A 23,412-nucleotide genomic window follows, 5' to 3' on the forward strand; every position below is an offset into this window, starting at 1 on the left:
TCACGCGTTGAGACTGTCGCCCTAGCGACTGTCAACATTGGTTAGGGGTTGGGCCGCCGAAAAATCGGCGGCCCACTCCGGCCTCTGCTCTTAGAAAACCTGGAGGACTTGTGTTTAGAGCCGTCGCGCGGATCTTCCGCACGCCAGACCTGCGCAGGAAGATCGGGTTCACGCTCGGTATCGTCGCGCTGTTCCGGCTGGGATCGTTCATTCCCGCACCGTTCGTCGATTTCGGCAACGTTCAGCTGTGCCTCGCGGGTAACGCGGGAACCGACGGTCTGTACGACCTGGTCAACCTCTTCAGTGGTGGAGCCCTGCTCCAGCTGTCAATCTTCGCGCTCGGGATCATGCCGTACATCACGGCGTCGATCATCGTGCAGCTCCTCCGCGTGGTCATCCCGCACTTCGACACCCTCTACAAGGAGGGCCAGACGGGCCAGGCCAAGCTCACGCAGTACACGCGTTACCTCACCATCGCCCTGGGTATCCTCCAGTCGACGACGCTGATCACCGTGGCCCGCAGTGGCGCGCTGTTCCCCTCGAACTCCGGCATCGCCGAGTGCAACAACCTCATCACCAACGACGCCTGGTACGCCATCATGCTCATGGTCATCACCATGACCGCCGGCACCGGCCTCATCATGTGGATGGGCGAGCTCATCACCGAGCGCGGCATCGGCAACGGTATGTCGCTCCTCATCTTCACCTCCATCTCCGCCACCTTCCCTGCCGCTCTCTGGAGCATCCAGCAGTCGAAGGGCTGGGAGGTCTTCATCCTCACGATCCTCGTCGGAATCGTGATCATGGCCGCGGTCGTGTTCGTCGAGCAGTCGCAGCGGCGCATCCCCGTGCAGTACGCGAAACGCATGGTCGGACGCCGCACCTACGGCGGCAACAACACGTACATCCCGATCAAGGTGAACATGGCCGGCGTCGTGCCCGTCATCTTCGCGTCGTCGCTGCTGTACCTGCCTGCCCTCATCGCGCAGTTCAACCAGCCCGCCGTGGCCGGCGAGACTCCCGCCGCGTGGGTCGTCTGGATCCAGAACAACCTCACCTCGGGCGACAACCCGCTGTACATGGCTGTCTACTTCCTGCTCATCATCGGCTTCACCTACTTCTACGTCGCGATCACCTTCAACCCCGAAGAGGTCGCCGACAACATGAAGAAGTACGGCGGGTTCATCCCCGGCATCCGTGCCGGACGCCCGACCGCCGAATACCTCGACTACGTATTGACCCGGGTGACCCTTCCCGGTTCGCTCTACCTCGGCCTGATCGCGCTCATCCCGCTCATCGCTCTCGCGACGGTCGGCGCCAACCAGAACTTCCCGTTCGGCGGCGCGAGCATTCTGATCATCGTCGGCGTCGGTCTCGAGACCGTGAAGCAGATCGACTCGCAGCTGCAGCAGCGCCACTACGAGGGTCTGCTCCGTTGAGCCGCCTTCTGATCGTCGGCCCCCCTGGCGCCGGTAAGGGAACGCAGGCTGCCCTCATCACCACCACCTACGGCATTCCCGATGTGTCGACCGGAGACATCTTCCGCGCGAACATCAAGAACGAGACGCCGCTCGGCATGCAGGTGAAGGCGATCCTCGACCGGGGCGAGTACGTCTCGGACGAGCTCACCAACAACCTGGTCAAGAGCCGTCTCGAAGAGGATGACGCACGCGAGGGTTTCCTCCTCGATGGCTACCCCCGCACGCTCGAGCAGGTCCGCTACCTCGACGAGTTGCTGGCGAGCAAGGGACAGGCGCTCGACGCCGTCATCCAGCTCGTCGCCGACCAGGACGAAGTGGTCGCCCGACTGACCAAGCGCGCACTCGAGCAGGGTCGCGCCGACGACACCGAAGAGGTCATCCGTCACCGTCAAGAGGTCTACGCCCGCGAGACGACCCCGCTGATCGCCGTCTACGGCGACCGTGGTCTGCTCGTCGAGGTCGACGGTCTCGGCGCGGTCGACGAGGTCGCCGCCCGCATCAACGAGGCACTCGCCAGCCGCGGCATCACCGCGACCGAGTCCTCCGTAGAAACGGCGTAGTGGCTTTTCGCTCGAGCATCTACAAAACCGCGGCTGAGCTGAAGCTCATGGTTCAGTCGGGGCTGATCACGGCCGCGGCGCTCGATGCCGTGCGCGCGGCGATCGTCCCGGGCGTCACGACGCTCGAACTCGACGCCATCGCCGAGCGGGTCATCCGCGACGCAGGCGCCGAGCCGAACTTCATGCTGGTTCCGGGTTACCGTCACACGATCTGCGCCTCGGTCAACGAGGAGGTCGTGCACGGGATTCCGGGCGGCCGCGTCATCCAGCCCGGGGATATCGTCTCGATCGACTGCGGCGCCCAGCTCGACGGCTGGAACGGCGACTCGGCCTTCACCGTCGTGGTGCCGGACGACTCACGTCCCGAGATCGTCGCCGAGAGGCAGAGACTGGCGGATGTCGCGGAGCAGGCTCTCTGGCACGGCATCGCCGCGCTCGCCAGCGTGAAGCGACTCAACCAGGTCGGCACGGCGGTCGAGGAGTACATCCTGCAGAACCCGTCCCCGCTGACGGGCGACTGGGGCATCATCGAGGACTACACGGGTCACGGCATCGGACGTTCGATGCACGAGGACCCGCCCGTGTTCAACTACAGCGTGCGCGAGAAGGGGCCGGAGGTGAGGGCCGGACTGGCCGTCGCCATCGAGCCGATGCTCACCGCCGGCACGATCGACACCGTCACTCTCGCCGACGATTGGACGGTCGCGACCGAGGACGGCACCATGGCTGCGCACTGGGAGCACTCGGTCGCGGTGCATTCCGGCGGAATCTGGGTGCTCACGGCGGCCGACGGTGGCGCGTCCGGTCTCGCAGCACTGGGCGTGACGCCCGTGCCGATCGCCTGACGCTAGGCGCGCCGCGCGAGCCGCGCGCTGACCTTTGCGGCGCACGCGCCCGTTCGTGCGTCAGCGTGCGCAACAAACCTCAGCGCGCCCGCGACAAAAGCCCGCGCGCTCGACGACGCTCAGCGCCGCACAGGCAGGAACCGAAGGGCTACTCGCTCTCGAGGATCAGCTTCAGGTTGTCGAGCATCTGCTCGAGCGTGTGCTGGTTGATGCGGTCGAGCAGCTTGTTGTTGACGATCCGCTCGACGACGGTCGCCGGGATGTCGTAGATTACCTCGCTCGTGACGCGCGTCGTGCCGTCGCCGAGGTCCTCGAAGACGTAGTCCCAAGTGGCGTTGACGTCGCCGGTGGTGCGCAGGGTGACCTGCTTGTCCTTGTCGAAGGTGATGCCCTCGGCCTTGCCGCGCAGGTCGGCGCCGGCCATGTTGAAGCGCCAGTCGAAGGTCTGGTTGACGCCCGGTTCCTCGGGCTCGATGTTCGTGTTCTCGTTGAGGTTGGGGATGAACGCGGGTCCGTTGACCGCCGACGCCGTGTAGTCGAAGACTTCGCTCACGGGCGTGCGGATGACGATCAGTGCTTTCGCGGTAGCCATGGTTCTCCTCGTTGTTCGAAACGCCGGTCTGGTCTCACCCTAGGGGGAGAGGGTGTAGTTCTGGATAGTTTTCCTCAACACGTTCTGGAACAGCACGAGCTTCTTGGTGCGGCGGATGCGGAAGCCGACGAGGTGGAGCCATGGGCCGAAGCTGGTGACGTGGGCCGTCCCGATTCCGGTGAGTGTGAACGCGGCATCCGTCCTCTCGGTTTTCAGCCGCACCATGCCGGCGGCCTTCGTGACCGCGGTCTCGACCTGCTCGCGCCTGATGCCGATGACGATCCACGGCCGCCACATGATCCCCGCGAGCGCCTGCAACACGAGCAGGGACCAGAGGAACGGCAGCAGAGAGCTGAGGCATACTAGAAATAACGCGAGCGCCACCGTCGGTTCGGCACCGCGCAGGAGCACTGGACGATTTTTGGCGACTGGCACTGCCACCAGGTGCAGTACCAGGAGCAGAACGACAGCGGCAACTACACAGAGGGCGATGAGCATCGTGGTCACAGTATGAGGTCGGTGATCGTCTACATGCAAGAACGGTTCCCCCTGCCGCTCGTCGGCCTGATGGCCGTGTGCTTCGGCGTCGTGAACCTCGGACTCTTCGCGGACACACCGTCGTGGGGAGCTCTCGCGCTATTCGCCCTCGCCTACCTCGCCGTGCTGCTGCGATACCGCGTGACCGACGAGTGGAAGGACTTCGCCCACGACTCGAGCGTCTACCCCGACCGACCGCTGCAGCGCGGCGCGGTCACGGTGCGCACGCTCGTGCTGCTCGGAATCACCGCGCTCGTCGTCGAACTGGTCAGCGTCCTCGCCCTTGGCGGCGGGCCCGGCCTGCTCGCCTACCTGCCGTTCCTCGCGGTCTCCGCGTTGACCGCGGTCGAGTTCTTCGCCCGCGACCTGCTCGCGCGGCACTTCACCGCGAGCTTTTTGCTGCACGAGCTCGCCTACCTGCCGCTGTTCGGCTGGGCCGCGTTCGTGCTCGGCGCCCCCGCCGACGGGCAGACCGCCGCTGGCATCCTCGCCGTCTGCCTGCTGTTCGTCGTCGCCGAGATCGTGCGCAAGTTCAGCCCGCGCTTCGACACCGACGGTGTTCTCGTGCGCGACACCTATCCGGCGGTCTGGGGCAGGTCGCGGGCTATCGTGGTCATCGTGCTCTCCCTCCTCGCCGCCGCGGCCCTCGCCCTCGTGGCCGGCACGACCGCGGTCGCGCTCGGGGTGGCCGTCGCTTTCGCGGTCGCCATCGCGGTGAGCCGCCGATCCGACCGCGCAGTCATGGCGCTGGGCGGCGTGAGCGTTCCCGCGCTGGCCTTGGCGATGCTCGTATGAGCACCACGGTCCAGACCGCCCCCGCGCAGGGTGCCAAGGCCCACGGGCTCGAACAGCTGCGCTCCCGGTACGGGACCCTCGTGCCCGAGTTCGTCGTGCTGCCCTTCGCCGAGCTCGTCGCCGACTGGCCCGCGGTGCGCGATGCCGCCGAAACCCTGATAGCCGGTTACCTGGCCGGCGCGGTGGATGACGCGGAGTACGACGCCCGCGCCACCGGGCTCGCCGCGGGTCTCGTGCTCGGCGACATCCCGAACTCTCAGTGGCCCGCGGTGAGCGTTCGCACCTCGGCCCTCGCCGAAGACGGCATCGCCGACTCGTTCGCCGGCCAGTATCTGACGACGCTCGACTGCGCCCCGGCCGACGTGCCCGAGGCCGTGCGCGCGAGCGTGGCCAGCCTGTTCTCCCGGGCGGTCGTCAGCTACGCCCGCTCGAAGCGGATGACGCGGCTCGACATCGGCGGGTCCGTCGTGATCCAGCGCATGTTCCACGGCACCCGCACCGGCGTGCTCTTCAGCGAGAACGGCCGCGCCGAGATCGAGCTGGCCTTCTCCGAGGGGCCGCGCAACACCACGGTCGACGGCGAGGACGCTGAGAGCCTCGTCGTCTCGAAGCTCTCCGCGCTGCCGACGAAACTGCCCGTGCAGACCCGGCTGCTGGAGATCGCCCTCGAGCTCGAGGCGCAGCACGGCCGGCCCGTCGACGTGGAGTGGGCGGCCCGCGGCACCGAGCTCGCGCTGCTGCAGGTGCGCCCGCAGACCGTGGCGCAGCTGAACTACGACCTGGCCTGGGACTGCTCGAACATCGCCGAGAACTACCCCGGCGTGACCCTGCCGCTCAGCTATTCGTTCATCCGCGGGCTCTACTCGCGGGTGTACCCGAACTTCTTCCGGCTGCTCGGCGTGAGCGAGAAGCAGATCGCCGACCACGCCCACGTGTTCCAGAACACGCTCGGCTACCTCGACGGCCATGTCTACTACCAGATCGACAACTGGTACGAGATGGTCAAGCTGATTCCCGGGTCCAGTCACAACCAGTCCTTCTTTGCCGCGATGCTGCAGCCTGCCCGGGATGGCGCGCCGCGGGTCACGCCCAAACCCGGGCTCCGCGGCGGCATCATCCTCGCCGCGCTCGGCATCAGGCTCGGCCTGCTGATGACGCGCGCCGACGCCCGCAGCCGACGTTTCAAGAAGACCTTCGCCGAGCGGCTCGCCCGCTACGACGCGCTCGACTGGCGCTCTCTACGCGCCGACGCGATGCTCACCACGCTCGAGCGCATCCGCACCGACCTGCTCTCGCTCTGGGCCACGCCGATCCTCAACGACCTGCGGGTGATGGTGTTCCACGGCCTGCTCAAGACCTGGTGCTTCGGCCCCGAGCGGCACGCCGACTATCTCGCCTACCTGCGCGGCCTCACCGACCGGGCCTCGATCGCACCGCTGCGCGCGCTCGCGACCCTCGGCGAGCGGCTGCGGGAGGCAGACGGCACCTCGGTCGCCGACGTGCTCGCTTCTCCCGAGTCGGTCGCCCTCGTGCAGGAGTACCTGCGCGAGTTCGGCGACCGTACCCCCGACGAGCTGCAGCTCGAGAACCCGCGCCTCGGCGAGAACCTCTACTCGATCGTCACGCTCGCCCTCGGCACCTCGCCGTCGCGCGCCGAGCCCGCCGCGGCCCCGGCCGTCGGCAACCTGCGCTTCGGCACCGCCTTCATCGGACGCGAGACCCGCAAGGCGATCGACTGGCGCGAGCGCTTCCGCTTCAACCGCGCCCAGGTCTACGGTCTCGCCCGCTCGCTCTACGTCGCCCTGGGCGAACGGCTGGTTGCCGACGACGTCGTGGATGACGCGGCCGACGTCTTCTGGCTGACCGAGCAGGAGCTCGACGCGGCCGTGTTCGGGCACTCCTGGGATTCCGACCTGCGAGCCACCGTCGCCCGCCGCCGCGGCGAATACGACGCGTACGAGAACGCCGATCTCGCCCGCCGCATGGTCGGCAGCGGGCTGGTCGCCCCGCGCCACCTCTCGTCCGACGTCCCGGCCTCCGCGTCCGGCGAACTCGCGGGCATGGGCGTCGCCCCCGGCGTGCTCACCGGCGAGGTGCTCGTCGTCGACGCCTTCGACCCCGCGATCGACGTGCGCGGCAAGATCCTCGTCACCTCGCACATCGACCCCGGCTGGACCCTGCTCTTCGTGCAGGCCGCCGGCGTCATCACCGAGCGCGGAAACGCGCTGTCGCACGTGGCGATCATCGCCCGCGAGCTCGGCATGCCCGCGGTCGTCGCGGCGGTCGGCGCCACCGCGCGCCTGGTCAGCGGGCAGACCGTCACCATGAACGGCACCACGGGAGCGATCGATGCGGAATAGCTACTGGGTCCGCACGATCGGACCGGCCGGCGCCGTCTCGCTGCTGAGCCTCGCCGTGGCGTGGGCCGCGATCGGCCTCGCCGTCGTCGGGTCGCTCCGGGCGAGCGTGCTCTGCGCGCTGCTCGCGTTCCTGCTCGACATGGTCGACGGCTATATCGCCCGCCGCTGCAAGGTGTCGAGCGAGTTCGGGCGCCAGCTCGACAGCATGATCGACGTGATCAACTACTCCGTCTACGCGGCCGTGCTCTCCTCCTTCTACCTCGCTCCCGGCATCCTCGGCTGGGCACTCGGCTTCGTCATCGTAGCCACGGGCATCCTGCGCCTGCTCCGGTTCAACATCGAGGGCTTCACCGACGACGAGCCGATCAAGTACTACCGCGGAATCGTGGTCGTGCATCTGTCGCTCGCAGCCATCACACTGCTGCTGCTCAAGCAGTGGCTCGGCGACGTCGCGCTGCTCAGCGTCGTGGTTCTCGTGGTGCTGTCGGTGCTGCAGCTCAGCCTCATCCGCATCCGCAAGACCGGGCGCCAGGCGCTGTGGGCGAGCCTCGTGGTGCCGCTCGCCGTCGGCGCGATCCTGTGGTTGCGGTAGAGCGGCGCTTTCCGCGGTCGCGTCACGCCGGCATCGCCGACGCGGTGATCGCGCGGGCGTCTGCCGAGCCGGAGATCACCGCCCGACCGCGCCGAACCCTGCTGCGGGCGCTACGGCACGGGCGGCTCGTGGTCGCGTTCGAGGGGGCGGAACTGGTCGGCTGGTTCCTCTCGGAACCGTGCGGCCCCGGCGTGCACGAGCTCGGCTTCATTTTCGTGGCCCCGACCGCGCGCGGCGACGCGGTGCTGCTCGACCTGCTCGACGCGGCGATCGCGATCGAGCCGCGGGCGGTCGCGGTGACCTTCAACCCGTCGTTCGCGCGCTGGCTGATCCGGTCGCGCGGGTTCCGCCGCGTCTCGCTCGTCAGGGTGACGCGGGTCTCGCGCGGCTGGTTCCTCGCCCGACGGCTCGCGCCGGGCCGATTGTCCATCGCGCTGCGCCGCACGACCGCGGGCGAGGCCTGGTACCTCGTGCGTGACGCATGACCCCGTTCAGCTGGAGCGGCCTCGCGTGGTTCGGCGTCGCGACCGTCGTGCTCGTGGCGCTGATGCTCGTGCTCGAGCTGCTCGTCCGCCGCCGCGGAGTCGGCCCCGAGACTACCCGCCGCATCGCGCACGTGCTCGCCTGCCTCTACGGCGTCTTCGCGCACTCGGTTCTGCCGCCGTGGCTCTTCGTCGCGGCCTGTTCTCTGTTCGTCGTCGCCCTCGTGATCTCGCGTCGGCGCGGACTGCTGGCCGCGGTGCACACCACCCGCCGGCGCTCGCTCGGCGAGGTGTACCTGCCGGGCGGCATCATCATCGCGGCGCTCGCGGGTGCGGTCGCCGGGTCCGACGGTGTCTTCCTCGCCGCCATCCTGATCCTGAGTTTTGCGGATGTCGCGGCCGGCGTCACCGGCGACCTCCTCCGGTCGACGACCAAGACGTGGTGGGGATCCCTGGCGTTCTTCGTTGTGGCCGGGGTGATCACGCTCGTCTGCGGATTCTCCCCGCTCGCCTCCGTGACTGTCGCGCTCGCCGCGACCGCGGCGGAACGCGTCTCGACCCGCGGGCTCGACAACCTCACGGTGCCGGTAGTGGCGGGCGTGCTGCTCGCGCTGTTCGCCCGCTGACCCCGGCGAATTGCTCTAGGCGCGCCGCGACTTCAGCCGCAGCCCGTGCATCGCGACATCGGTCAGCGCGTGCACCACGAAGCCCGCGACCCCGGCGGCCGCCGCGAGGGGGAGCGGCACCCCGAGCAGCAGGTAGACGGCGAACACGACGAGGATGCCGTCGCCGAGGTCGACGCACTGCTGCAGGATGCGCCAGCGTCCGAGGGTCGACGAGCCGACGCCGAGCCGGCGCTTGACGAAGCTGTTCGCGAACTCGCCCGCGTTGTAGCCGAGTCCGACGACGAGGCCGACGAACCAGCCGGGCCAGTCGTGGAACACGGCGGCGGCGTCGGGCACGACACCGAGCAGCGCGCACACCACGACGGCGCCGACGGTGTAGAGCACGACGCCGCGCCAGGTCTTGGTCGCGCCGAGCAGCGGACGCCCGCCGAGCAGACGACCGCCGTCGACCGGCGTGTCGAGAAAACGCAGCCGGTCGAGTTTCAGCACGGCGATAAGCAGGATGCCCGGCAACAGGATGGGGAGGAGCAGACTGATTGTCTGCAGAATGGCGGGCACGGCGTCATCCTATGGCCGAAATACCGTCATCGGTTCGCTCGGAGCGCACTCGCCGGCGGCGGCACAGTATAGAACGGGCTTGGCGAAACGCCCGGGAATGACCTAAGCTTGATCTTTGGTGTTTCATGCCGACTTTCGTCGTGCCGCCACTGCGGTTTTTGCTCACGCAAAAGCCCGTGGGAAACACCATAATCCCGCACGACCAACAAACAATACTTTTAGCGACGAAGAGGCTATGGCCAAAAAAGACGGTGTCATCGAAATCGAAGGCGCAGTAGTCGAAGCTCTGCCCAACGCAATGTTCCGCGTTGAGCTGACCAACGGCCACCGTGTTCTTGCTCACATCTCGGGCAAGATGCGCCAGCACTACATCCGCATCCTCCCCGAGGACCGCGTGATCGTGGAGTTGAGCCCTTACGACCTGACCCGCGGCCGGATCGTTTACCGATACAAGTAACCGCTCGACCGCTACAAGACGTTTGCTGGAAAGTAACGGCCCTCGGCACCCCGAGAGCACGACGACAGCGACACACACAAGGAAACACAATGAAGGTCAACCCCAGCGTCAAGAAGATCTGTGACAAGTGCAAGGTCATCCGCCGCAACGGCAACGTGATGGTCATCTGCGAGAACCCTCGTCACAAGCAGCGCCAGGGCTAATAAACCTTCGGGTTTAGTAGCGCAGTACAACTACATAGCAACTCCAGATCCGCTCAGGCGGGGACACCATCGGTTGGAGGCCGGTGCACAGGAGCTGCTACAGACCTCCAATAGGTAACAGGAGAAGCCACCATGGCACGTCTAGCCGGCGTCGACATCCCGCGCGACAAGCGCGTAGAGGTCGCACTGACTTACATCTACGGTGTTGGCCGCACGAGCGCTCTCAAAACGCTCGCCGACACCCAGATCAGCGGCGAGATCCGCGTAAAGGATCTCACCGATGACCAGCTCGTTGCACTTCGCGACTACATCGAAGTCAACTTCAAGGTAGAAGGTGACCTCCGTCGTGAGGTCGCCGCCGACATCCGCCGCAAGGTCGAGATCGGTTCCTACCAGGGCATCCGCCACCGTCGTGGACTTCCGGTCCACGGCCAGCGCACCAAGACCAACGCTCGTACCCGTAAGGGCCCGAAGCGCACCGTAGCCGGCAAGAAGAAGGCGCGCTAGTCCCTGGCCTCGCCAGTGACTACGCCTTCCACGCCCGTACGTACATAAGACTTCGGAGAAAATAATGGCAGCACCAAAAGCCGCGGCTCGTAAGCCTCGCAAGAAGGAAAAGAAGAACGTCGCCGTGGGCCAGGCCCACATCAAGTCGACGTTCAACAACACGATCGTGACGATCACCGACCCCACCGGAGCTGTTATCAGCTGGGCGTCGTCGGGAACCGTCGGCTTCAAGGGTTCGCGCAAGTCGACCCCGTTCGCCGCACAGCTGTCGGCAGAGTCTGCCGCCCGCCAGGCGCAGGAGCACGGCATGAAGAAGGTCGACGTTTTCGTCAAGGGACCCGGCTCCGGCCGCGAGACCGCGATCCGTTCGCTCCAGGCCGCTGGCCTGGAGGTCGGCTCGATCAGCGACGTTACCCCGCAGGCGCACAACGGTTGCCGCCCGCCCAAGCGTCGCCGCGTCTAACTCCACCGTCGATCGAGCCTGTCGGGATTTCTCAGCGAGAAATCCCGGCAGGCTCAATCCGCGTGATCTTTCCTCTTCACAACTCAACAACTGACGGGCCGCCACCCGTCACATCCCAAGTGTCATATAGCGGACACTTTGCCGAAAGGAATCACCAGTGCTGATTGCACAGCGTCCAACTCTTGCCGAAGAGAACATCTCCGAGTTCCGTTCGCGGTTCGTCATCGAGCCGCTCGAGCCCGGCTTCGGTTACACCCTCGGAAACTCGCTTCGCCGCACCCTTCTTTCTTCGATCCCCGGCGCTGCCGTCACGAGCATCCGCATTGACGGTGTTCTGCACGAGTTCAGCACGGTTCCCGGAGTCAAGGAAGACGTCACCGAGGTCATCCTGAACATCAAGGGCCTCGTCGTCTCGAGCGAGCACGACGAGCCCATCACGGCGTACCTGCGCAAGCAGGGTGCCGGCCAGGTTACGGCCGCCGACATCTCCGCTCCGGCCGGTGTCGAGATCCACAACCCCGAGCTGCTCATCGCGACGCTCAACGAGAAGGCGAAGTTCGAACTCGAACTCACCATCGAGCGTGGCCGTGGCTACGTCTCCGCGACGCAGAACCGCAGCGAGTTCAGCGAGGCCGGCCAGATTCCGGTCGACTCGATCTACTCGCCCGTTCTCAAGGTGACCTACCGCGTCGAGGCGACTCGTGCCGGTGAGCGCACCGACTTCGACCGCCTGGTCGTCGACGTCGAGACCAAGCCGGCGATCACCCCGCGTGACGCCATCGCTTCGGCCGGTCGCACGCTGACCGAGCTGTTCGGCCTGGCTCGTGAGCTCAACACCGCCGCCGAGGGCATCGAGATCGGCCCCGCGCCGGTCGACGCCGTCCTCTCCAGCGAGCTGAGCATGCCCATTGAAGACCTCGACCTGTCTGTGCGCAGCTACAACTGCCTCAAGCGCGAGGGAATCAACACCGTGAGCGAACTCGTCGCACTGTCGGAGACGCAGCTCATGAACATCCGCAACTTCGGACAGAAGTCGGTCGACGAGGTCAAGGACAAGCTCGTCGAGATGGGACTGTCCCTCAAGGACTCGGTTCCCGGCTTCGATGGCGCCCACTTCTACGGCGGCTACGACGACGAAGAGCCCACCGCCTAATTCGGCGTTCTCGATTTCGACTTCCTCACATACTGGAGATTAACTAATGGCAGCACCTACCAAGGGACCCCGCCTCGGCGGCGGACCGGCGCACGAGCGCCTGATGCTCGCGAACCTCGCGGCATCGCTCATCACCCACAAGAGCATCAAGACCACCGAGACGAAGGCCAAGCGCATGCGCCCCCTCGTCGAGCGCATGGTCACCTTCGCCAAGCGCGGAGACCTGCACGCCCGCCGTCGCGTCCTCGCCACCATCGGTGACAAGACCGTCGTGCACGAGCTGTTCACCGAGGTCGCACCCCTGGTCGCCGACCGCGAGGGTGGCTACACGCGCATCACCAAGCTCGGCTTCCGCAAGGGCGACAACGCTTCCATGGTTCAGATCGAGCTCGTTCTCGAGCCCGTGAACCCGAAGCCCAAGTCGGCGAAGAAGACGGCAGCTGCTGCAGCGGCTTCCACTCCCGCCGCTGCTGTCGAGGAGCCCGTCGTCGAGGAGGAGACCGAAGAGGTCGCCGCCGCTGACGAGGTCACCACCGACGAGGCGCCCGCCGAGGACGCCAAGTAGTCTCAGCTCCACCCGGACCGGCCCCGCTCATCGAGCGGGGCCGGTTCTGGTTAAGCGGCCGGGGCCGCCGGGGAATCGTGCCTGCGGGTGTTCAGGATTCAGGATGGCGCGGGCCCGACGGCCGCGACGGCCCCGGTATCGCGCGGATGCCCCGGCCGTCGGCGCCGATCCAGCCTGAATGACGAACACGAGCGCGGGGCGGCTCAGCGCTCGGCAATCTTGTCGCCGCTGTCGTGCGGCCCGCCGTTGAGCTCGGGCTGCTCGACCAGCCGGGTCAGCGCGTCGGAGACCGCGCCGACGTAGATGCCGCCGCCCACGGGACCGCCCGCGTGGATCTGGTCCTGGGCGAGCAGGTCGAGGCGGGGCTGGATCGCCTCCTGCCAACGCGCGAGCTCGACGGTACGCATCCGGTCGGCGTAGCCGTGCAGGATCGTGTTCACCCCGTCGGTCCAGCCGCGCGGCGCCTGCACATCGACGAGCACGATCTGGGTGCGGCGCCCCACGATGTCCTTCACCTTCTGCAGGGTGTCGGCGCTGATCGACCCGTTCGTGCCGAGACCGAGCAGCAGGTACGGGCGCATCTGCTTCGAGTCGACGAGGCCCTGCACGATCCCGGGCGCCGCCGACATCTGCCGTGACACCACGGCGTCGATCGAGATGCCCGGGAACGCCGCGGTGAGCTCGGGGGCCACGGCCAGCATGACCGAGTCACCGATGGCGGTGATTTTGTCGCCGGACGGGAGGTCGGGCGCCACGGTGGGCGCGGGTGTCGCCTCCGCTGCCTCGCGGGCCTCGGCCTCGGCGATGGCCGCGGCCCCCGCCCGGATGCGCGCCTCGGCCAGACCGTCGCCGGGGTCGGAGGCGATCGCGCCGATGCTGAGCGCGAGCGCGGCGACGGCGGCCACGCTCACGACGGTGGCGCGGGTGAACGCCGCCCGGTCACGGCCCCAGTGGTCCCGGCGCCACTGCCGGGTGAAGCGGGAGGCACCGGCGCGCAGCCCGATGCGGCGGATCGGCTGCTCGACGAAGCGGTAGGAGAGCGCTGAGACCACCACGGTGATCGCGACCGCGGCGAGTGCGGTCACGAGCGCCGACGCGTCGGAGGGCTGGGCGGCGGTCACCAGCACGAACACCGGCCAGTGCCAGAGGTAGAGCCCGTACGAGCGCTCACCGATCCAGCGCAGCGGCTGCGCATCGAGCGAGCGTCCGAGCAGGCTGCCCGGAACCGTCACGCAGGCGATCGCGATCACGCTGAACACGGCGACGCGTGCGAGGCCTCCCTCGTACATGGAACTGCCACTCTCCGGCATCCACATGGCTATGGCGACAAGGGCGGCCACCGCCACCAGCCCGCCCGCGCCGACGAACGCACGCTCCCGCCGCGTGGTCGGCAACAGCGCGCCCGGCCAGTCGTGCCGAACGATCGCGAGCGCGGCACCGAGCGCGAGCCCGAAGCTGTGCGTGTCGGTGCCGTAGTAGACCCGGGTGGTGGCGCCGTCGGCGGCGAGAAGAGCCATGCCCAGAGCGGATGCCGCGGCGACCAGCAGCACGAACCCGAGACGGAACCGCCGCGAGGGCACCGCCCAGAGCAGCACGACGAGCAGCGGCCAGACGAGGTAGAACTGTTCCTCCACCGCGAGGGACCACAGGTTGCGGAACAGCTCGGGCGTCGTGGCATCGAGGTAGCTGCCGCCGTCGGCGATCGCGAGCCAGTTGTAGCTGAAGGTGGAGGCGCCGAGCATCTGCCGGCCGATGCCGACCAGAACGTCGCCGCCGACGAAGAACGCCGCGGCACCGCAGGCGAGCAGCACGAGCGCGAGCGCGGGCAGCAGTCGTCGTGCGCGCCGGCGCCAGAAGCCCAGAACGTCGATGCCGCCGGTGGCGGTGCGCTCGCGCAGCAGCAGGCTCGTGATCAGAAATCCGCTGACGGGGAAGAAGATGTCGACGCCGAGATAACCGCCCGGCAGGAGCCCGGCGCCGACGTGGAACAGCACGACCAGGGTCACCGCGATCGCCCGCAAACCGTCGAGGCCTGCGAGCCGGTCTCCGGTAAAACGCACCGGGGGAGAAGTAAGAGTTGACGTCATAGTGGGAGGCGCTGTCGTCGAGCGCATCCGACCAGCCTAGACTCGCTGGGTGGAAAGTGACGGGACCAGGCGAGTACGACTGGACATTTCGTACGACGGGACGAACTTCTCCGGATGGGGTGCTCAGCCCGGCCTGCGCACCGTCCAGGGGGAGCTCGAGAACGCCTTGGCCGTCATCCTGAGAAAGTACGGGGAGCCGCCCGTGTTGACCGTGGCAGGCCGCACCGACGCCGGTGTGCACGCCCGCGGCCAGGTCGCCCACGTCGACCTCAACCCGGCCCAGATCGCGAAGCTCGAGAAGCACCGCGGTGGGCCGAACGCCCCGCAGAACCAGGCTCCCGCCGCGCTCGCCCGCCGGCTCAACGGACTCGCCGGACTCGACAGCGACGTCTGGGTCACCGACGCCAGCTGGGCGCCCGAGGGCTTCGACGCGCGCTTCTCCGCGATCTGGCGCCGCTACGAGTACCGGGTCGCCGACGCCTCCGCGCCGCGTAACCCGCTCGTGCGCAACAACACCGTGTGGCACCACGCCACGCTCGACCTCGCGGCGATGCAGCTCGCCGCGTTCTCGCTGGTCGGGCTCCACGACTGGGCGTCGTACTGCAAGCCGCGCCCCGGGTCGACGACCATCCGCGAACTGCAGGAGTTCAGCTGGGAACGCCTCGACGACGGCGTGCTCGTCGCGCACATCAAAGCGGACGCGTTCTGCCACAGCATGGTGCGCGCCCTCGTCGGCGCGTGCGTCGCGGTGGGGGAGGGCAAGCTCGGCATCGAGAGCCTCGCCATCCTGCGCGACCAGCTCGAACGCACGAGCGATTTCAAGGTGATGCCGGCCAAGGGGCTCGTCTTCACCGAGGTGGGCTACCCCGACGACCACGAGCTGCTCGAGCGCGCGGAGCTCACGCGCCGCCGCCGGGGCGTCGTGGTCTGGGACGACCGCATCACCGCCATGCGTCACGCCGAGGGCCAGGCGCTCCTCGCTGCCCGCGCGAAAGAGGCGGAGGAGTTCACGCGGGGCGCATCCGGCCCGTCTTTGACTCAGACACCACCCGTGGACTAGTGTAGACCCTTGGTGTCTGTGCCCCTGTGCCCGACACCCGATCATGAGCCCTCCACCGGCGTCGTTCCCTGCTATTGCTGCAGAAACGGTCCATCGGAGCGGGATTCACGAACAACTCACTCGATCAAGAAGGCAGCACTACTGTGACTCGTACTTTTTCCCCCACGCCGGAGGATGTCCAGCGCGAATGGCTCATCATTGACGCAGAGAACATCGTTCTCGGCCGTCTTGCCAGCCACGTCGCTGCGCTCCTGCGCGGCAAGCACAAGGCGACTTTCGCTCCCCACATGGACATGGGCGACTTCGTCATCATCATCAACGCGGAGAAGGTCGCCCTCACCGGCTCCAAGCTCCTGCAGAAGAAGGCCTACCGCCACTCGGGCTACCCGGGCGGCCTGACGGCGACCACGTACTCGGAGCTGCTCGAGAAGCACCCGACCCGCGCGGTGGAGAAGGCTGTTCGCGGCATGCTCCCGAAGAACTCGATTGGTCGCGCACAGCTGACCAAGCTCAAGGTCTACACCGGCACCGAGCACCCTCACGCTGCTCAGCAGCCGAAGATCTACACCCTTTCCCAGGTCGCTCAGTAGCGCCGGCTTAGAAACTAAGGACGTAACTACCGTGGCTCAGATTTCAGACATCATCGAAGAGGCTCCTCAGAGCTACTCGACCGAGACGCCCGCCGAGGCAGCCGTCAAGGCTCCCCGCGCAGTGCTCAACGTTCCCGGCGCTGCCGTGGGTCGTCGCAAGCAGGCAATCGCCCGCGTGCGCATCACCCCCGGAACCGGCACCGCGACCGTCAACGGCCGTGAACTCGCCGAGTACTTCCCCAACAAGCTGCACCAGCAGCTGATCAACGACCCGTTCAAGGTCCTCGACCTCCTCGGCTCGTACGACGTGGTCGCGAAGATCACCGGCGGCGGCCCCTCGGGCCAGGCGGGCGCACTGCGTCTCGCCATCGCACGTTCGCTCAACGGCATCGACCGTGAGAACAACCGCGCGGCCCTCAAGAAGGCTGGCTTCCTCACCCGTGACGCTCGCGTCATCGAGCGCAAGAAGGCCGGTCTCAAGAAGGCACGTAAGGCTTCGCAGTTCTCGAAGCGTTAATCACCCTTCCCTAACGGATCATGCCTCGGCTATTCGGTACGGATGGTGTTCGCGGTCTCGCGAACGACGAGCTGACTGTCGAGCTGTCGCTTGGGCTTGCCCAAGCGGCAGCCGTCGTGCTCGGTAAAGGACGATTCGCCGACGGCCGGCGCGCTTCGGGGCGCCGGCCGATCGCGGTCGTGGCCAGAGACCCCCGTGTCTCCGGCGAGTTCATTTCCGCCGCCGTCTCGGCCGGACTCGCCAGCTCAGGCGTCGACGTCTACGACGCCGGCGTCATCCCCACGCCCGCAGCGGCGTTCCTCATCGCGGACTTCAACGCCGACTTCGGCATCATGATCTCCGCGTCGCACAACCCGGCCCCCGACAACGGCATTAAGATCTTCGCCGTCGGCGGCACCAAACTTCCCGACGTCGTCGAGGACCGCATCGAAGCGGCCCTCGGTGAAAAGAAGCTTGCGCCCACGGGCGTCGAGGTCGGCCACATCCGCCGGTTCGCCGACGCGGAAGACCGCTACGTCGTACACCTGCTCTCGACCCTGCCGCACCGTCTCGACGGCATCCACGTCGTACTCGACTGTGCCAACGGCGCGGCCGCGGGCGTCTCGCCCCAGGTCTTCACCGACGCCGGGGCCAAGGTCACCGTGATCGGTGCCGACCCCGACGGCTACAACATCAACGACGGCGTAGGTTCGACCCACCTCGACAACCTCGCCCGCGCCGTGCTGGAGCACGGCGCCGACGTCGGCATCGCGCACGACGGCGACGCCGACCGCTGCCTCGCGGTCGACGCGCTGGGCAACCTGGTCGACGGCGACCAGATCATGGCGGTGATCGCGAACTCCATGAAGGAGCGCGGCCTGCTCAAAGACGACACTCTCGTCGCGACCGTGATGAGCAACCTCGGCCTGCGCCTCGCGATGGCGGAACGCGGTATCACCGTGGTCACCACCGCCGTCGGCGACCGCTACGTGCTCGAGACCCTGAACGACAAGGGCTACTCGCTCGGCGGCGAGCAGTCCGGCCACGTCATCATGAGCGACTACGCCACCACGGGCGACGGCATCCTCACCGGTCTGCACCTGCTCGCCGAGATGGCGCGCACGGGCAAGACCCTCAACGAGCTGACCTCGATCATGACGGTGTTCCCGCAGATCATGATCAACGTGCGCGGCGTCGACCACCACTCGCTCAAGGGCAACGCGGGCATCGCCGCCGCGGTCGAGGCCGCGGAGGCGGAACTCGGCGAGACCGGCCGCGTGCTGCTGCGCCCCTCGGGCACCGAGCCGATGGTGCGCGTCATGGTGGAAGCGGCCGACCAGTCGACCGCCGACCGCATCGCGCACGAGCTCGCCGAGGTCGTGCGCGCGGAGCTGGCGCTCTAAGTCCAGCGCGCGGGCTCAGATCTTGCGGAGCAGCACGCTGTCGACCGCGTGCGTCGAGTTCTTGCGCAGCACGAGCGAGGCGCGGGCGCGCGTCGGCAGGATGTTCTGCACCAGGTTCGGTTCGTTGATGCTCTTCCAGATGCCGGCGGCCCGCGTGCGTGCCTCGTCCTCGCTCAATGAGGCGAAGCGGTGGAAGTACGAGCGCGGGTTGGTGAACGCCCCGCGCTGCAGGCTGAGGAACCGCTCCTCGTACCAGGTGGCGATGTCGCTCGTGCGGGCGTCCACGTAGATGGTGAAGTCGAACAGGTCGCTCACCGCGAGCCGGTGACCGGGCGCGGCCGGCTGCAGCACGTTGAGACCCTCGACGATGAGCACGTCGGGCTGGCGCACCACGATTTCCGCGTCGGGGACGATGTCGTAGTGCAGGTGCGAGTAGAACGGCGACCGCACCTCGGGCGCCCCGCTCTTCACCTGGGTGACGAAGCGCAGTAGTGCGCGGCGGTCGTACGACTCCGGGAATCCCTTGCGATCCATGATGCCGCGCTTCTCGAGCTCGGCGTTCGGCCGCAGAAAACCGTCGGTGGTGACGAGCTCGACGCGCGGGGTGTCGTCCCAGCGGGCGAGTAGCTCGCGTAGCAGGCGCGCGATCGTCGACTTGCCCACGGCCACGGATCCGGCGACGCCGATCACGAACGGGGTGCTGCGGGTGCGGGCCCCGAGGAACTCCGACGTCGCGGAGTGCAGGTTGCGCGCCCCCGAGACGTAGAGGTTGAGCAGCCGGCTGAGCGGCACGAAGACCTCGCTGACCTCCTGCATGTCGAGCACGTCGCCCAGCCCGCGCAGCTGCACTATCTCCTGCTGGGTGAGCGGAAGGTGGGTGTGGGGCGCGAGGGCCGCCCAGTCCTGGCGGTTGATCTCCACAAACGGCGAGAGGTGGCCGTTCGAGCCAGTGAGGTCAGTCATCGCGTACAGCCTAATGGCGGCCGGACGCGACCCGAGTCGCGCGGCCGACCACTCACGCGGTCACTCCGCGAGCACTATCCTGCGGGTCGCCTCGACCAGCCACGCCACGTAGCGGTGCTTCGGCCAGCCGGACTGCACGACCAGCTGGTCGTAACTCTCCGGCGAGAGCAGGAACGACAGCGCCGCCGCGATTTCGTCCCGGTCGTCGGCCGAGCCGACCATGCCCCGGCGGTCGAGCTCGGCGACGGCGTCGCGGTAGTCGGCGCGCCTGCGCTCGAGCAGCCCGGCCAGCGACTCGGCCACGACCGGCTCCGACGTCGCCGCGCTGAGGAAGCCGGCCCAGAGACCCGACGTGCGCTCGTTGGCGTCCGCGACGAAACCGACGAGCGCCGCGAGAAAGGCGTCGTTGTCCGGGATGTCGGTGATGGCACGCACCGCGTCGCTGTCACCCACGCTGCGGGGTCCCTCGGACCCGGCGAAGGCCAGCTCGAAGGCGGCCAGCAGGAGGTCGCGCTTGGGGCCGCTGAGTTTGACCGACTCGACGGAGACGCCGGCGCCCGCGGCGATGTCCGCCAGGGAGGTGCCGGCGTAGCCCCTGCGGGCGAAACACTCTCCGGCCGAGGCGAGGATGCGCTGCCGCGTCTGGGCGGCCTGTTCTTCGCGCAGGGACGACCGGTACGGCCGGGAAATCGGGGCGTCAGACATATTGACTGTCCTAACAGGGTAGTGAATACTTTTGTGCGGCAACCATTCTATTCCCCCAGCGAAAGAGACCCGCATGTCCGCCATCCTCATCGCCAGCACCCCCGTGCACGGCCACGTCACCCCGCTGCTCGCCGTCGCCCGGTTCCTCGTCGCCCGGGGCCACCGGGTGCGGTTCCTCACCGGTGCCCGCTACCGCGACGCCGTCGTCGCGACCGGCGCGCACTACCTGCCCCTTCCCGCCGACGCGGACTACGACGACTCGGACGTCAACGCCGCCTTCCCCGGCCGGGTCGGCCTCAGCGGGGTCGCCGGCATCCGCTACGACATCGCCCAGATCTTCCTCCGCCCGATGCCCGCGCAGCTGCGGGCGATCGACACCGCCCTCGAGGCCGAGCCGGCCGACGCCGTTCTCACCGAGAGCATGTTCCTCGGCGCGGTCGCCCTGCTCACCCGACCACGCTCCGAGCGCCCCGCCGTCGTCAACCTCGGCATCGTGCCGCTCGGCATCAGCAGCCGCGACACCGCGCCGTTCGGACTGGGCATCCCGCCGCTCGCGGGCCCCGCCGGACGCGTGCGCAACGCGCTGCTCTCGCTCGCCTCCCGCCGTTTCATCTTCGGCGGCGTACAGCGCGAGGCCGAGCGTCTCGTCGCCGAGTCCACGGGCGCCCGTCTCGATGCCTTTTTTATGGATGCCGCGGCCCTCGCCGACGCCGTCGTGCAGTTCTCCGTGCCGGGGTTCGAGTACCCGCGCAGCGACCTCCCCGACCGCGTCCACTTCGTCGGTCCGGTTTCGCGCTCCGCGACATCCGACGCCCCTCTGCCTGAATGGTGGGGCGATCTCGACGGGAGCCGCGCCGTGGTGCACGTGACCCAGGGCACGGTCGCCAACGCCGACTACGCCGAACTGATCGCCCCCGCCGTCGCCGGTCTCGCCGACGACGACGTGCTCGTGGTGGTCAGCACCGGCGGACGGCCGGTCTCGACGCTGGGTGCTCTGCCGGCCAACGTGCGGGCCGCGGAATACCTGCCGTACGACGCGCTGCTGCCGCTCACCGACGTCTACGTCAGCAACGGAGGATACGGCGGGGTACACGCGGCGATGCGGCACGGGGTGCCGCTCGTCGTCGCCGGCCAGACCGAGGACAAGGTGGAGGTCACCGCGCGGGTGGCGTGGAGCGGCGTCGGTATCAATCTGCGCACGAACCGTCCGACCGCGGCTGCCGTGCGCGACGCCGTGCGGACCGTGCTCGGCTCGTCCCGCTACCGCGAGGCGAGCGCCCGGATCGGGGCCGAGATCGACGCATCGTCCGGATTGCCGGGGCTGGAGGCGGTCGTGGTCGCCGCGGCCGGTGCGAACGAAAAAGTTTCACCCTGACACCCGTTACCAAGCCGATACGGTTCGTAGCGGATAAACGGGGTACGTGGCCGCGCACGCGCACATTTTTCCCGGGTCAGTGCCGTAAAATCTTGGCTCATGTGCGGAATCGTGGGTTATGTCGGCGACAACAAGTCGCTCGAAGTTCTTCTCGGCGGCTTGAAGCGGCTCGAGTACCGGGGTTACGACTCCGCTGGTGTCGCGATCATCGACCCGGAAGGCCACATCGGCACGCGCAAGCGCAGCGGCAAGCTGCAGATGCTCGTCGACGACCTCGAGACCACCCCGCTCGCCAACGGCGCGACCGGTATCGGCCACACCCGCTGGGCCACGCACGGCGGACCGACCGACCGTAACGCGCACCCGCAGCTGGGCGACAACGGCAAGCTCGCGCTGATCCACAACGGCATCATCGAGAACTTCTACGAGCTCAAAGAGGGCCTGCTCGCCAAGGGCGAGACCTTCACGAGCGATACCGACTCCGAGGTCGCCGCCATCCTGGTCGGCCATGCCTACCAGGAGACCGGCGACCTGACCGAGGCACTGCGCCTCGTCGTCGCGAAGCTGCACGGCGCCTTCACCCTGCTCGTCATGCACGAGGACCAGCCCGGCGTCGTCGTCGGCGCACGCCGCAACTCGCCCCTCGTCATCGGCCTCGGCGACGGCGAGAACTTCCTCGGCTCCGACGTCGCCGCCTTCGTCGAGTTCACCCGTCGGGCCGTCGCGATCGGGCAGGACCAGATCGTCACGCTGCGCACCGACTCCGTGGTCGTCACCGACTTCGACGGCAACCCGGTCGAGACCGAAGAGTTCGACATCCAATGGGACGCCTCCGCCGCGGAAAAGGGCGGCTGGTCCAGCTTCATGGCCAAGGAGATCAGCGAGGAGCCCGAGGCCGTCGCGAAGACGCTGCTCGGCCGCCTCGTCGACCACAAGGTGCGCCTGCCCGAGCTCGACTCGCTCGGCGAGGGGACGCTCGAGAACATCGACCGCATCGTCATCGTCGCCTGCGGCACCGCGGCCTACGCGGGCATGCTCGGCAAGTACGCCATCGAGAAGTGGTCGCGCATCCCCGTCGACGTCGAGCTCGCCCACGAGTTCCGCTACCGCGACCCGATCCTCACCGAGCGCACGCTCGTCGTGTCGATCAGCCAGAGCGGCGAGACCATGGACACCCTCCTCGCCGTGCGCCACGCGCTCGAACAGGGTGCCAAGACGCTCTCCATCTGCAACACCCAGGGCGCCACGATCCCGCGCGACTCGCACGCCGTGCTCTACACGCACGCCGGTCCCGAGGTCGCGGTCGCCTCGACCAAGGCCTTCGTCGCCCAGATCACCGCGCTCTACCTGCTCGGCCTGCGCATCGGCGAGGCCCGCGGCACGCTGAGTGCCGAGCAGATCGCCGAGAACGCCGCCGAACTGCTCGCCATCCCCGAGAAGATCGACGAGGTGCTCGTCGCCTCGCAGTCCATCGGCCAGCTCGCGCACTGGATGACCGACACCCAGTCGGTGCTCTTCCTCGGCCGCAACGTCGGGTTCCCCGTCGCCCTCGAGGGTGCGCTCAAGCTCAAGGAGCTCGCTTACATCCACGCGGAAGGCTTCGCCGCCGGCGAGCTCAAGCACGGCCCGATCGCGTTGATCGAGCCCGGCCAGGTCGTCTTCGTCATCGTGCCGAGCCCGCGCGACCCGAACTCGCTGCACCCCAAGGTCGTCTCCAACATCCAGGAGATCCGTGCCCGCGGTGCGCGCGTCATCGCGATCGCCGAGAAGGGCGACGCCGCCGTGCTGCCGTTCGCCGACGAGGTCATCCCGATCCCGCTCGCCGGCTCGCTGTTCGAACCGCTGCTCGCCGTCGTGCCGCTGCACATCTTCGGCATGGAACTCGCCGCGGCCAAGGGCCTCGACGTCGACCAGCCGCGCAACCTGGCGAAGTCCGTTACGGTCGAGTAATGCGTAC

The 23,412-nt window shown here is 67.9% G+C and carries 26 protein-coding genes; 20 read left to right on the forward strand and 6 right to left on the reverse strand.

Annotated elements, in window-relative coordinates; genetic code table 11:
• Positions 1-110: 110 nt before the first annotated feature.
• From secY to map, 3 genes are read left to right on the forward strand one after another with little or no spacing between them, the layout of a single operon-like run.
• Positions 111-1,439: a preprotein translocase subunit SecY gene (gene secY, locus HD599_RS00810; RefSeq protein WP_184232746.1), complete on the forward strand. Its 1,329-nt coding sequence runs from the start codon at positions 111-113 to the stop codon at positions 1,437-1,439.
• Positions 1,436-2,041, forward strand: coding sequence for an adenylate kinase (locus tag HD599_RS00815; RefSeq protein WP_184232748.1), 606 nt, complete (start codon positions 1,436-1,438; stop codon positions 2,039-2,041). The genes secY and HD599_RS00815 overlap by 4 nt, the downstream gene beginning before the upstream one ends.
• Positions 2,041-2,886: a type I methionyl aminopeptidase gene (gene map / locus HD599_RS00820; RefSeq protein WP_184232750.1), complete on the forward strand. Its 846-nt coding sequence runs from the start codon at positions 2,041-2,043 to the stop codon at positions 2,884-2,886. The genes HD599_RS00815 and map overlap by 1 nt, the downstream gene beginning before the upstream one ends.
• A 148-nt stretch (positions 2,887-3,034) precedes the next feature.
• Here map and HD599_RS00825 read toward each other — a convergent pair whose 3' ends face one another.
• Positions 3,035-3,478: an SRPBCC family protein gene (locus HD599_RS00825; protein WP_184232752.1), complete on the reverse strand. Its 444-nt coding sequence runs from the start codon at positions 3,476-3,478 to the stop codon at positions 3,035-3,037.
• Between the two features lie 39 nt (positions 3,479-3,517).
• The gene (locus tag HD599_RS00830; protein WP_184232754.1) at positions 3,518-3,889 is read right to left on the reverse strand and encodes a hypothetical protein; all 372 of its coding nucleotides are present in this window, start codon (positions 3,887-3,889) and stop codon (positions 3,518-3,520) included.
• Positions 3,890-3,997: 108 nt separating this feature from the next.
• Here HD599_RS00830 and HD599_RS00835 point away from each other — a divergent pair, with 108 nt between their 5' ends.
• The 5 genes from HD599_RS00835 to HD599_RS00855 are packed head-to-tail and all read left to right on the forward strand — an operon-like array spanning position 3,998 to position 8,870.
• Positions 3,998-4,810 (forward strand): UbiA family prenyltransferase, encoded by an 813-nt coding sequence (locus tag HD599_RS00835; RefSeq protein WP_184232756.1) that lies wholly within the window; start codon positions 3,998-4,000, stop codon positions 4,808-4,810.
• Positions 4,807-7,170, forward strand: coding sequence for a PEP/pyruvate-binding domain-containing protein (locus HD599_RS00840; RefSeq protein WP_184232758.1), 2,364 nt, complete (start codon positions 4,807-4,809; stop codon positions 7,168-7,170). Before HD599_RS00835 ends, HD599_RS00840 begins: the two co-directional genes overlap by 4 nt.
• The gene (locus HD599_RS00845; protein WP_184232760.1) at positions 7,160-7,762 is read left to right on the forward strand and encodes a CDP-alcohol phosphatidyltransferase family protein; all 603 of its coding nucleotides are present in this window, start codon (positions 7,160-7,162) and stop codon (positions 7,760-7,762) included. The genes HD599_RS00840 and HD599_RS00845 overlap by 11 nt, the downstream gene beginning before the upstream one ends.
• On the forward strand, positions 7,750-8,247 hold the full coding sequence (locus HD599_RS00850; protein ID WP_184232762.1) for a GNAT family N-acetyltransferase: 498 nt from the start codon (positions 7,750-7,752) through the stop codon (positions 8,245-8,247). Before HD599_RS00845 ends, HD599_RS00850 begins: the two co-directional genes overlap by 13 nt.
• Complete coding sequence (locus HD599_RS00855; RefSeq protein WP_184232764.1) at positions 8,244-8,870, forward strand: diacylglycerol/polyprenol kinase family protein; 627 nt, start codon at positions 8,244-8,246, stop codon at positions 8,868-8,870. Before HD599_RS00850 ends, HD599_RS00855 begins: the two co-directional genes overlap by 4 nt.
• 15 nt (positions 8,871-8,885) lie before the next feature.
• Here the strand turns inward: HD599_RS00855 and HD599_RS00860 are convergent, their stop codons facing one another.
• Entirely contained in the window at positions 8,886-9,428 is a 543-nt protein-coding gene (locus HD599_RS00860; RefSeq protein ID WP_184232766.1) for a CDP-archaeol synthase, read from the reverse strand.
• 235 nt (positions 9,429-9,663) lie between these two features.
• Here HD599_RS00860 and infA point away from each other — a divergent pair, with 235 nt between their 5' ends.
• From infA to rplQ, 6 genes are all read left to right on the forward strand, one after another.
• The gene (gene infA, locus HD599_RS00865; RefSeq protein ID WP_055811571.1) at positions 9,664-9,885 is read left to right on the forward strand and encodes a translation initiation factor IF-1; all 222 of its coding nucleotides are present in this window, start codon (positions 9,664-9,666) and stop codon (positions 9,883-9,885) included.
• Positions 9,886-9,974: 89 nt separating this feature from the next.
• Complete coding sequence (gene rpmJ / locus HD599_RS00870; RefSeq protein WP_022883251.1) at positions 9,975-10,088, forward strand: 50S ribosomal protein L36; 114 nt, start codon at positions 9,975-9,977, stop codon at positions 10,086-10,088.
• A 132-nt stretch (positions 10,089-10,220) separates the two neighbouring features.
• Positions 10,221-10,595 (forward strand): 30S ribosomal protein S13, encoded by a 375-nt coding sequence (gene rpsM / locus HD599_RS00875; protein WP_184232768.1) that lies wholly within the window; start codon positions 10,221-10,223, stop codon positions 10,593-10,595.
• Between the two features lie 64 nt (positions 10,596-10,659).
• Complete coding sequence (gene rpsK / locus HD599_RS00880; RefSeq protein ID WP_184232770.1) at positions 10,660-11,058, forward strand: 30S ribosomal protein S11; 399 nt, start codon at positions 10,660-10,662, stop codon at positions 11,056-11,058.
• A gap of 157 nt (positions 11,059-11,215) precedes the next feature.
• Positions 11,216-12,211 (forward strand): DNA-directed RNA polymerase subunit alpha, encoded by a 996-nt coding sequence (locus HD599_RS00885; RefSeq protein ID WP_184232772.1) that lies wholly within the window; start codon positions 11,216-11,218, stop codon positions 12,209-12,211.
• A gap of 46 nt (positions 12,212-12,257) precedes the next feature.
• Entirely contained in the window at positions 12,258-12,776 is a 519-nt protein-coding gene (gene rplQ / locus HD599_RS00890; RefSeq protein ID WP_184232775.1) for a 50S ribosomal protein L17, read from the forward strand.
• A gap of 203 nt (positions 12,777-12,979) precedes the next feature.
• On the opposite strand, the gene HD599_RS00895 is transcribed toward rplQ, so the two are convergent.
• Positions 12,980-14,863: an acyltransferase family protein gene (locus tag HD599_RS00895; RefSeq protein WP_184232777.1), complete on the reverse strand. Its 1,884-nt coding sequence runs from the start codon at positions 14,861-14,863 to the stop codon at positions 12,980-12,982.
• A gap of 49 nt (positions 14,864-14,912) precedes the next feature.
• On the opposite strand from HD599_RS00895, the gene HD599_RS00900 reads away from it, so the two are divergent.
• The 4 genes from HD599_RS00900 to glmM all read left to right on the forward strand — a co-directional run bounded on the left by HD599_RS00900 (position 14,913) and on the right by glmM (position 18,412).
• Complete coding sequence (locus tag HD599_RS00900) at positions 14,913-15,923, forward strand: tRNA pseudouridine synthase A (RefSeq protein ID WP_184232779.1); 1,011 nt, start codon at positions 14,913-14,915, stop codon at positions 15,921-15,923.
• Between the two features lie 143 nt (positions 15,924-16,066).
• Entirely contained in the window at positions 16,067-16,513 is a 447-nt protein-coding gene (rplM, locus tag HD599_RS00905) for a 50S ribosomal protein L13 (RefSeq protein ID WP_184232781.1), read from the forward strand.
• Positions 16,514-16,544: 31 nt separating this feature from the next.
• Entirely contained in the window at positions 16,545-17,030 is a 486-nt protein-coding gene (gene rpsI, locus HD599_RS00910; protein WP_184232782.1) for a 30S ribosomal protein S9, read from the forward strand.
• 20 nt (positions 17,031-17,050) lie between these two features.
• Positions 17,051-18,412 (forward strand): phosphoglucosamine mutase, encoded by a 1,362-nt coding sequence (gene glmM / locus HD599_RS00915; RefSeq protein WP_184232784.1) that lies wholly within the window; start codon positions 17,051-17,053, stop codon positions 18,410-18,412.
• Between the two features lie 15 nt (positions 18,413-18,427).
• On the opposite strand, the gene coaA is transcribed toward glmM, so the two are convergent.
• Both coaA and HD599_RS00925 read right to left on the reverse strand, forming a co-directional pair.
• Entirely contained in the window at positions 18,428-19,375 is a 948-nt protein-coding gene (coaA, locus tag HD599_RS00920) for a type I pantothenate kinase (protein WP_184232786.1), read from the reverse strand.
• 60 nt (positions 19,376-19,435) lie between these two features.
• Positions 19,436-20,080 carry a TetR/AcrR family transcriptional regulator gene (locus HD599_RS00925; RefSeq protein ID WP_184232788.1) on the reverse strand — a complete coding sequence of 215 codons (645 nt, stop codon included), beginning with the start codon at positions 20,078-20,080 and terminating at the stop codon, positions 19,436-19,438.
• Between the two features lie 73 nt (positions 20,081-20,153).
• Between HD599_RS00925 and HD599_RS00930 the strand changes: the two genes are divergently transcribed.
• Positions 20,154-21,455: a glycosyltransferase gene (locus tag HD599_RS00930; protein ID WP_184232790.1), complete on the forward strand. Its 1,302-nt coding sequence runs from the start codon at positions 20,154-20,156 to the stop codon at positions 21,453-21,455.
• Between the two features lie 99 nt (positions 21,456-21,554).
• Positions 21,555-23,405, forward strand: a complete 1,851-nt coding sequence (glmS, locus tag HD599_RS00935; protein ID WP_184232792.1) for a glutamine--fructose-6-phosphate transaminase (isomerizing) — start codon at positions 21,555-21,557, stop codon at positions 23,403-23,405.
• The last annotated feature ends 7 nt before the right edge of the window (positions 23,406-23,412 follow it).

Source organism: Conyzicola lurida (assembly GCF_014204935.1).
Lineage (GTDB): Bacteria > Actinomycetota > Actinomycetes > Actinomycetales > Microbacteriaceae > Conyzicola > Conyzicola lurida.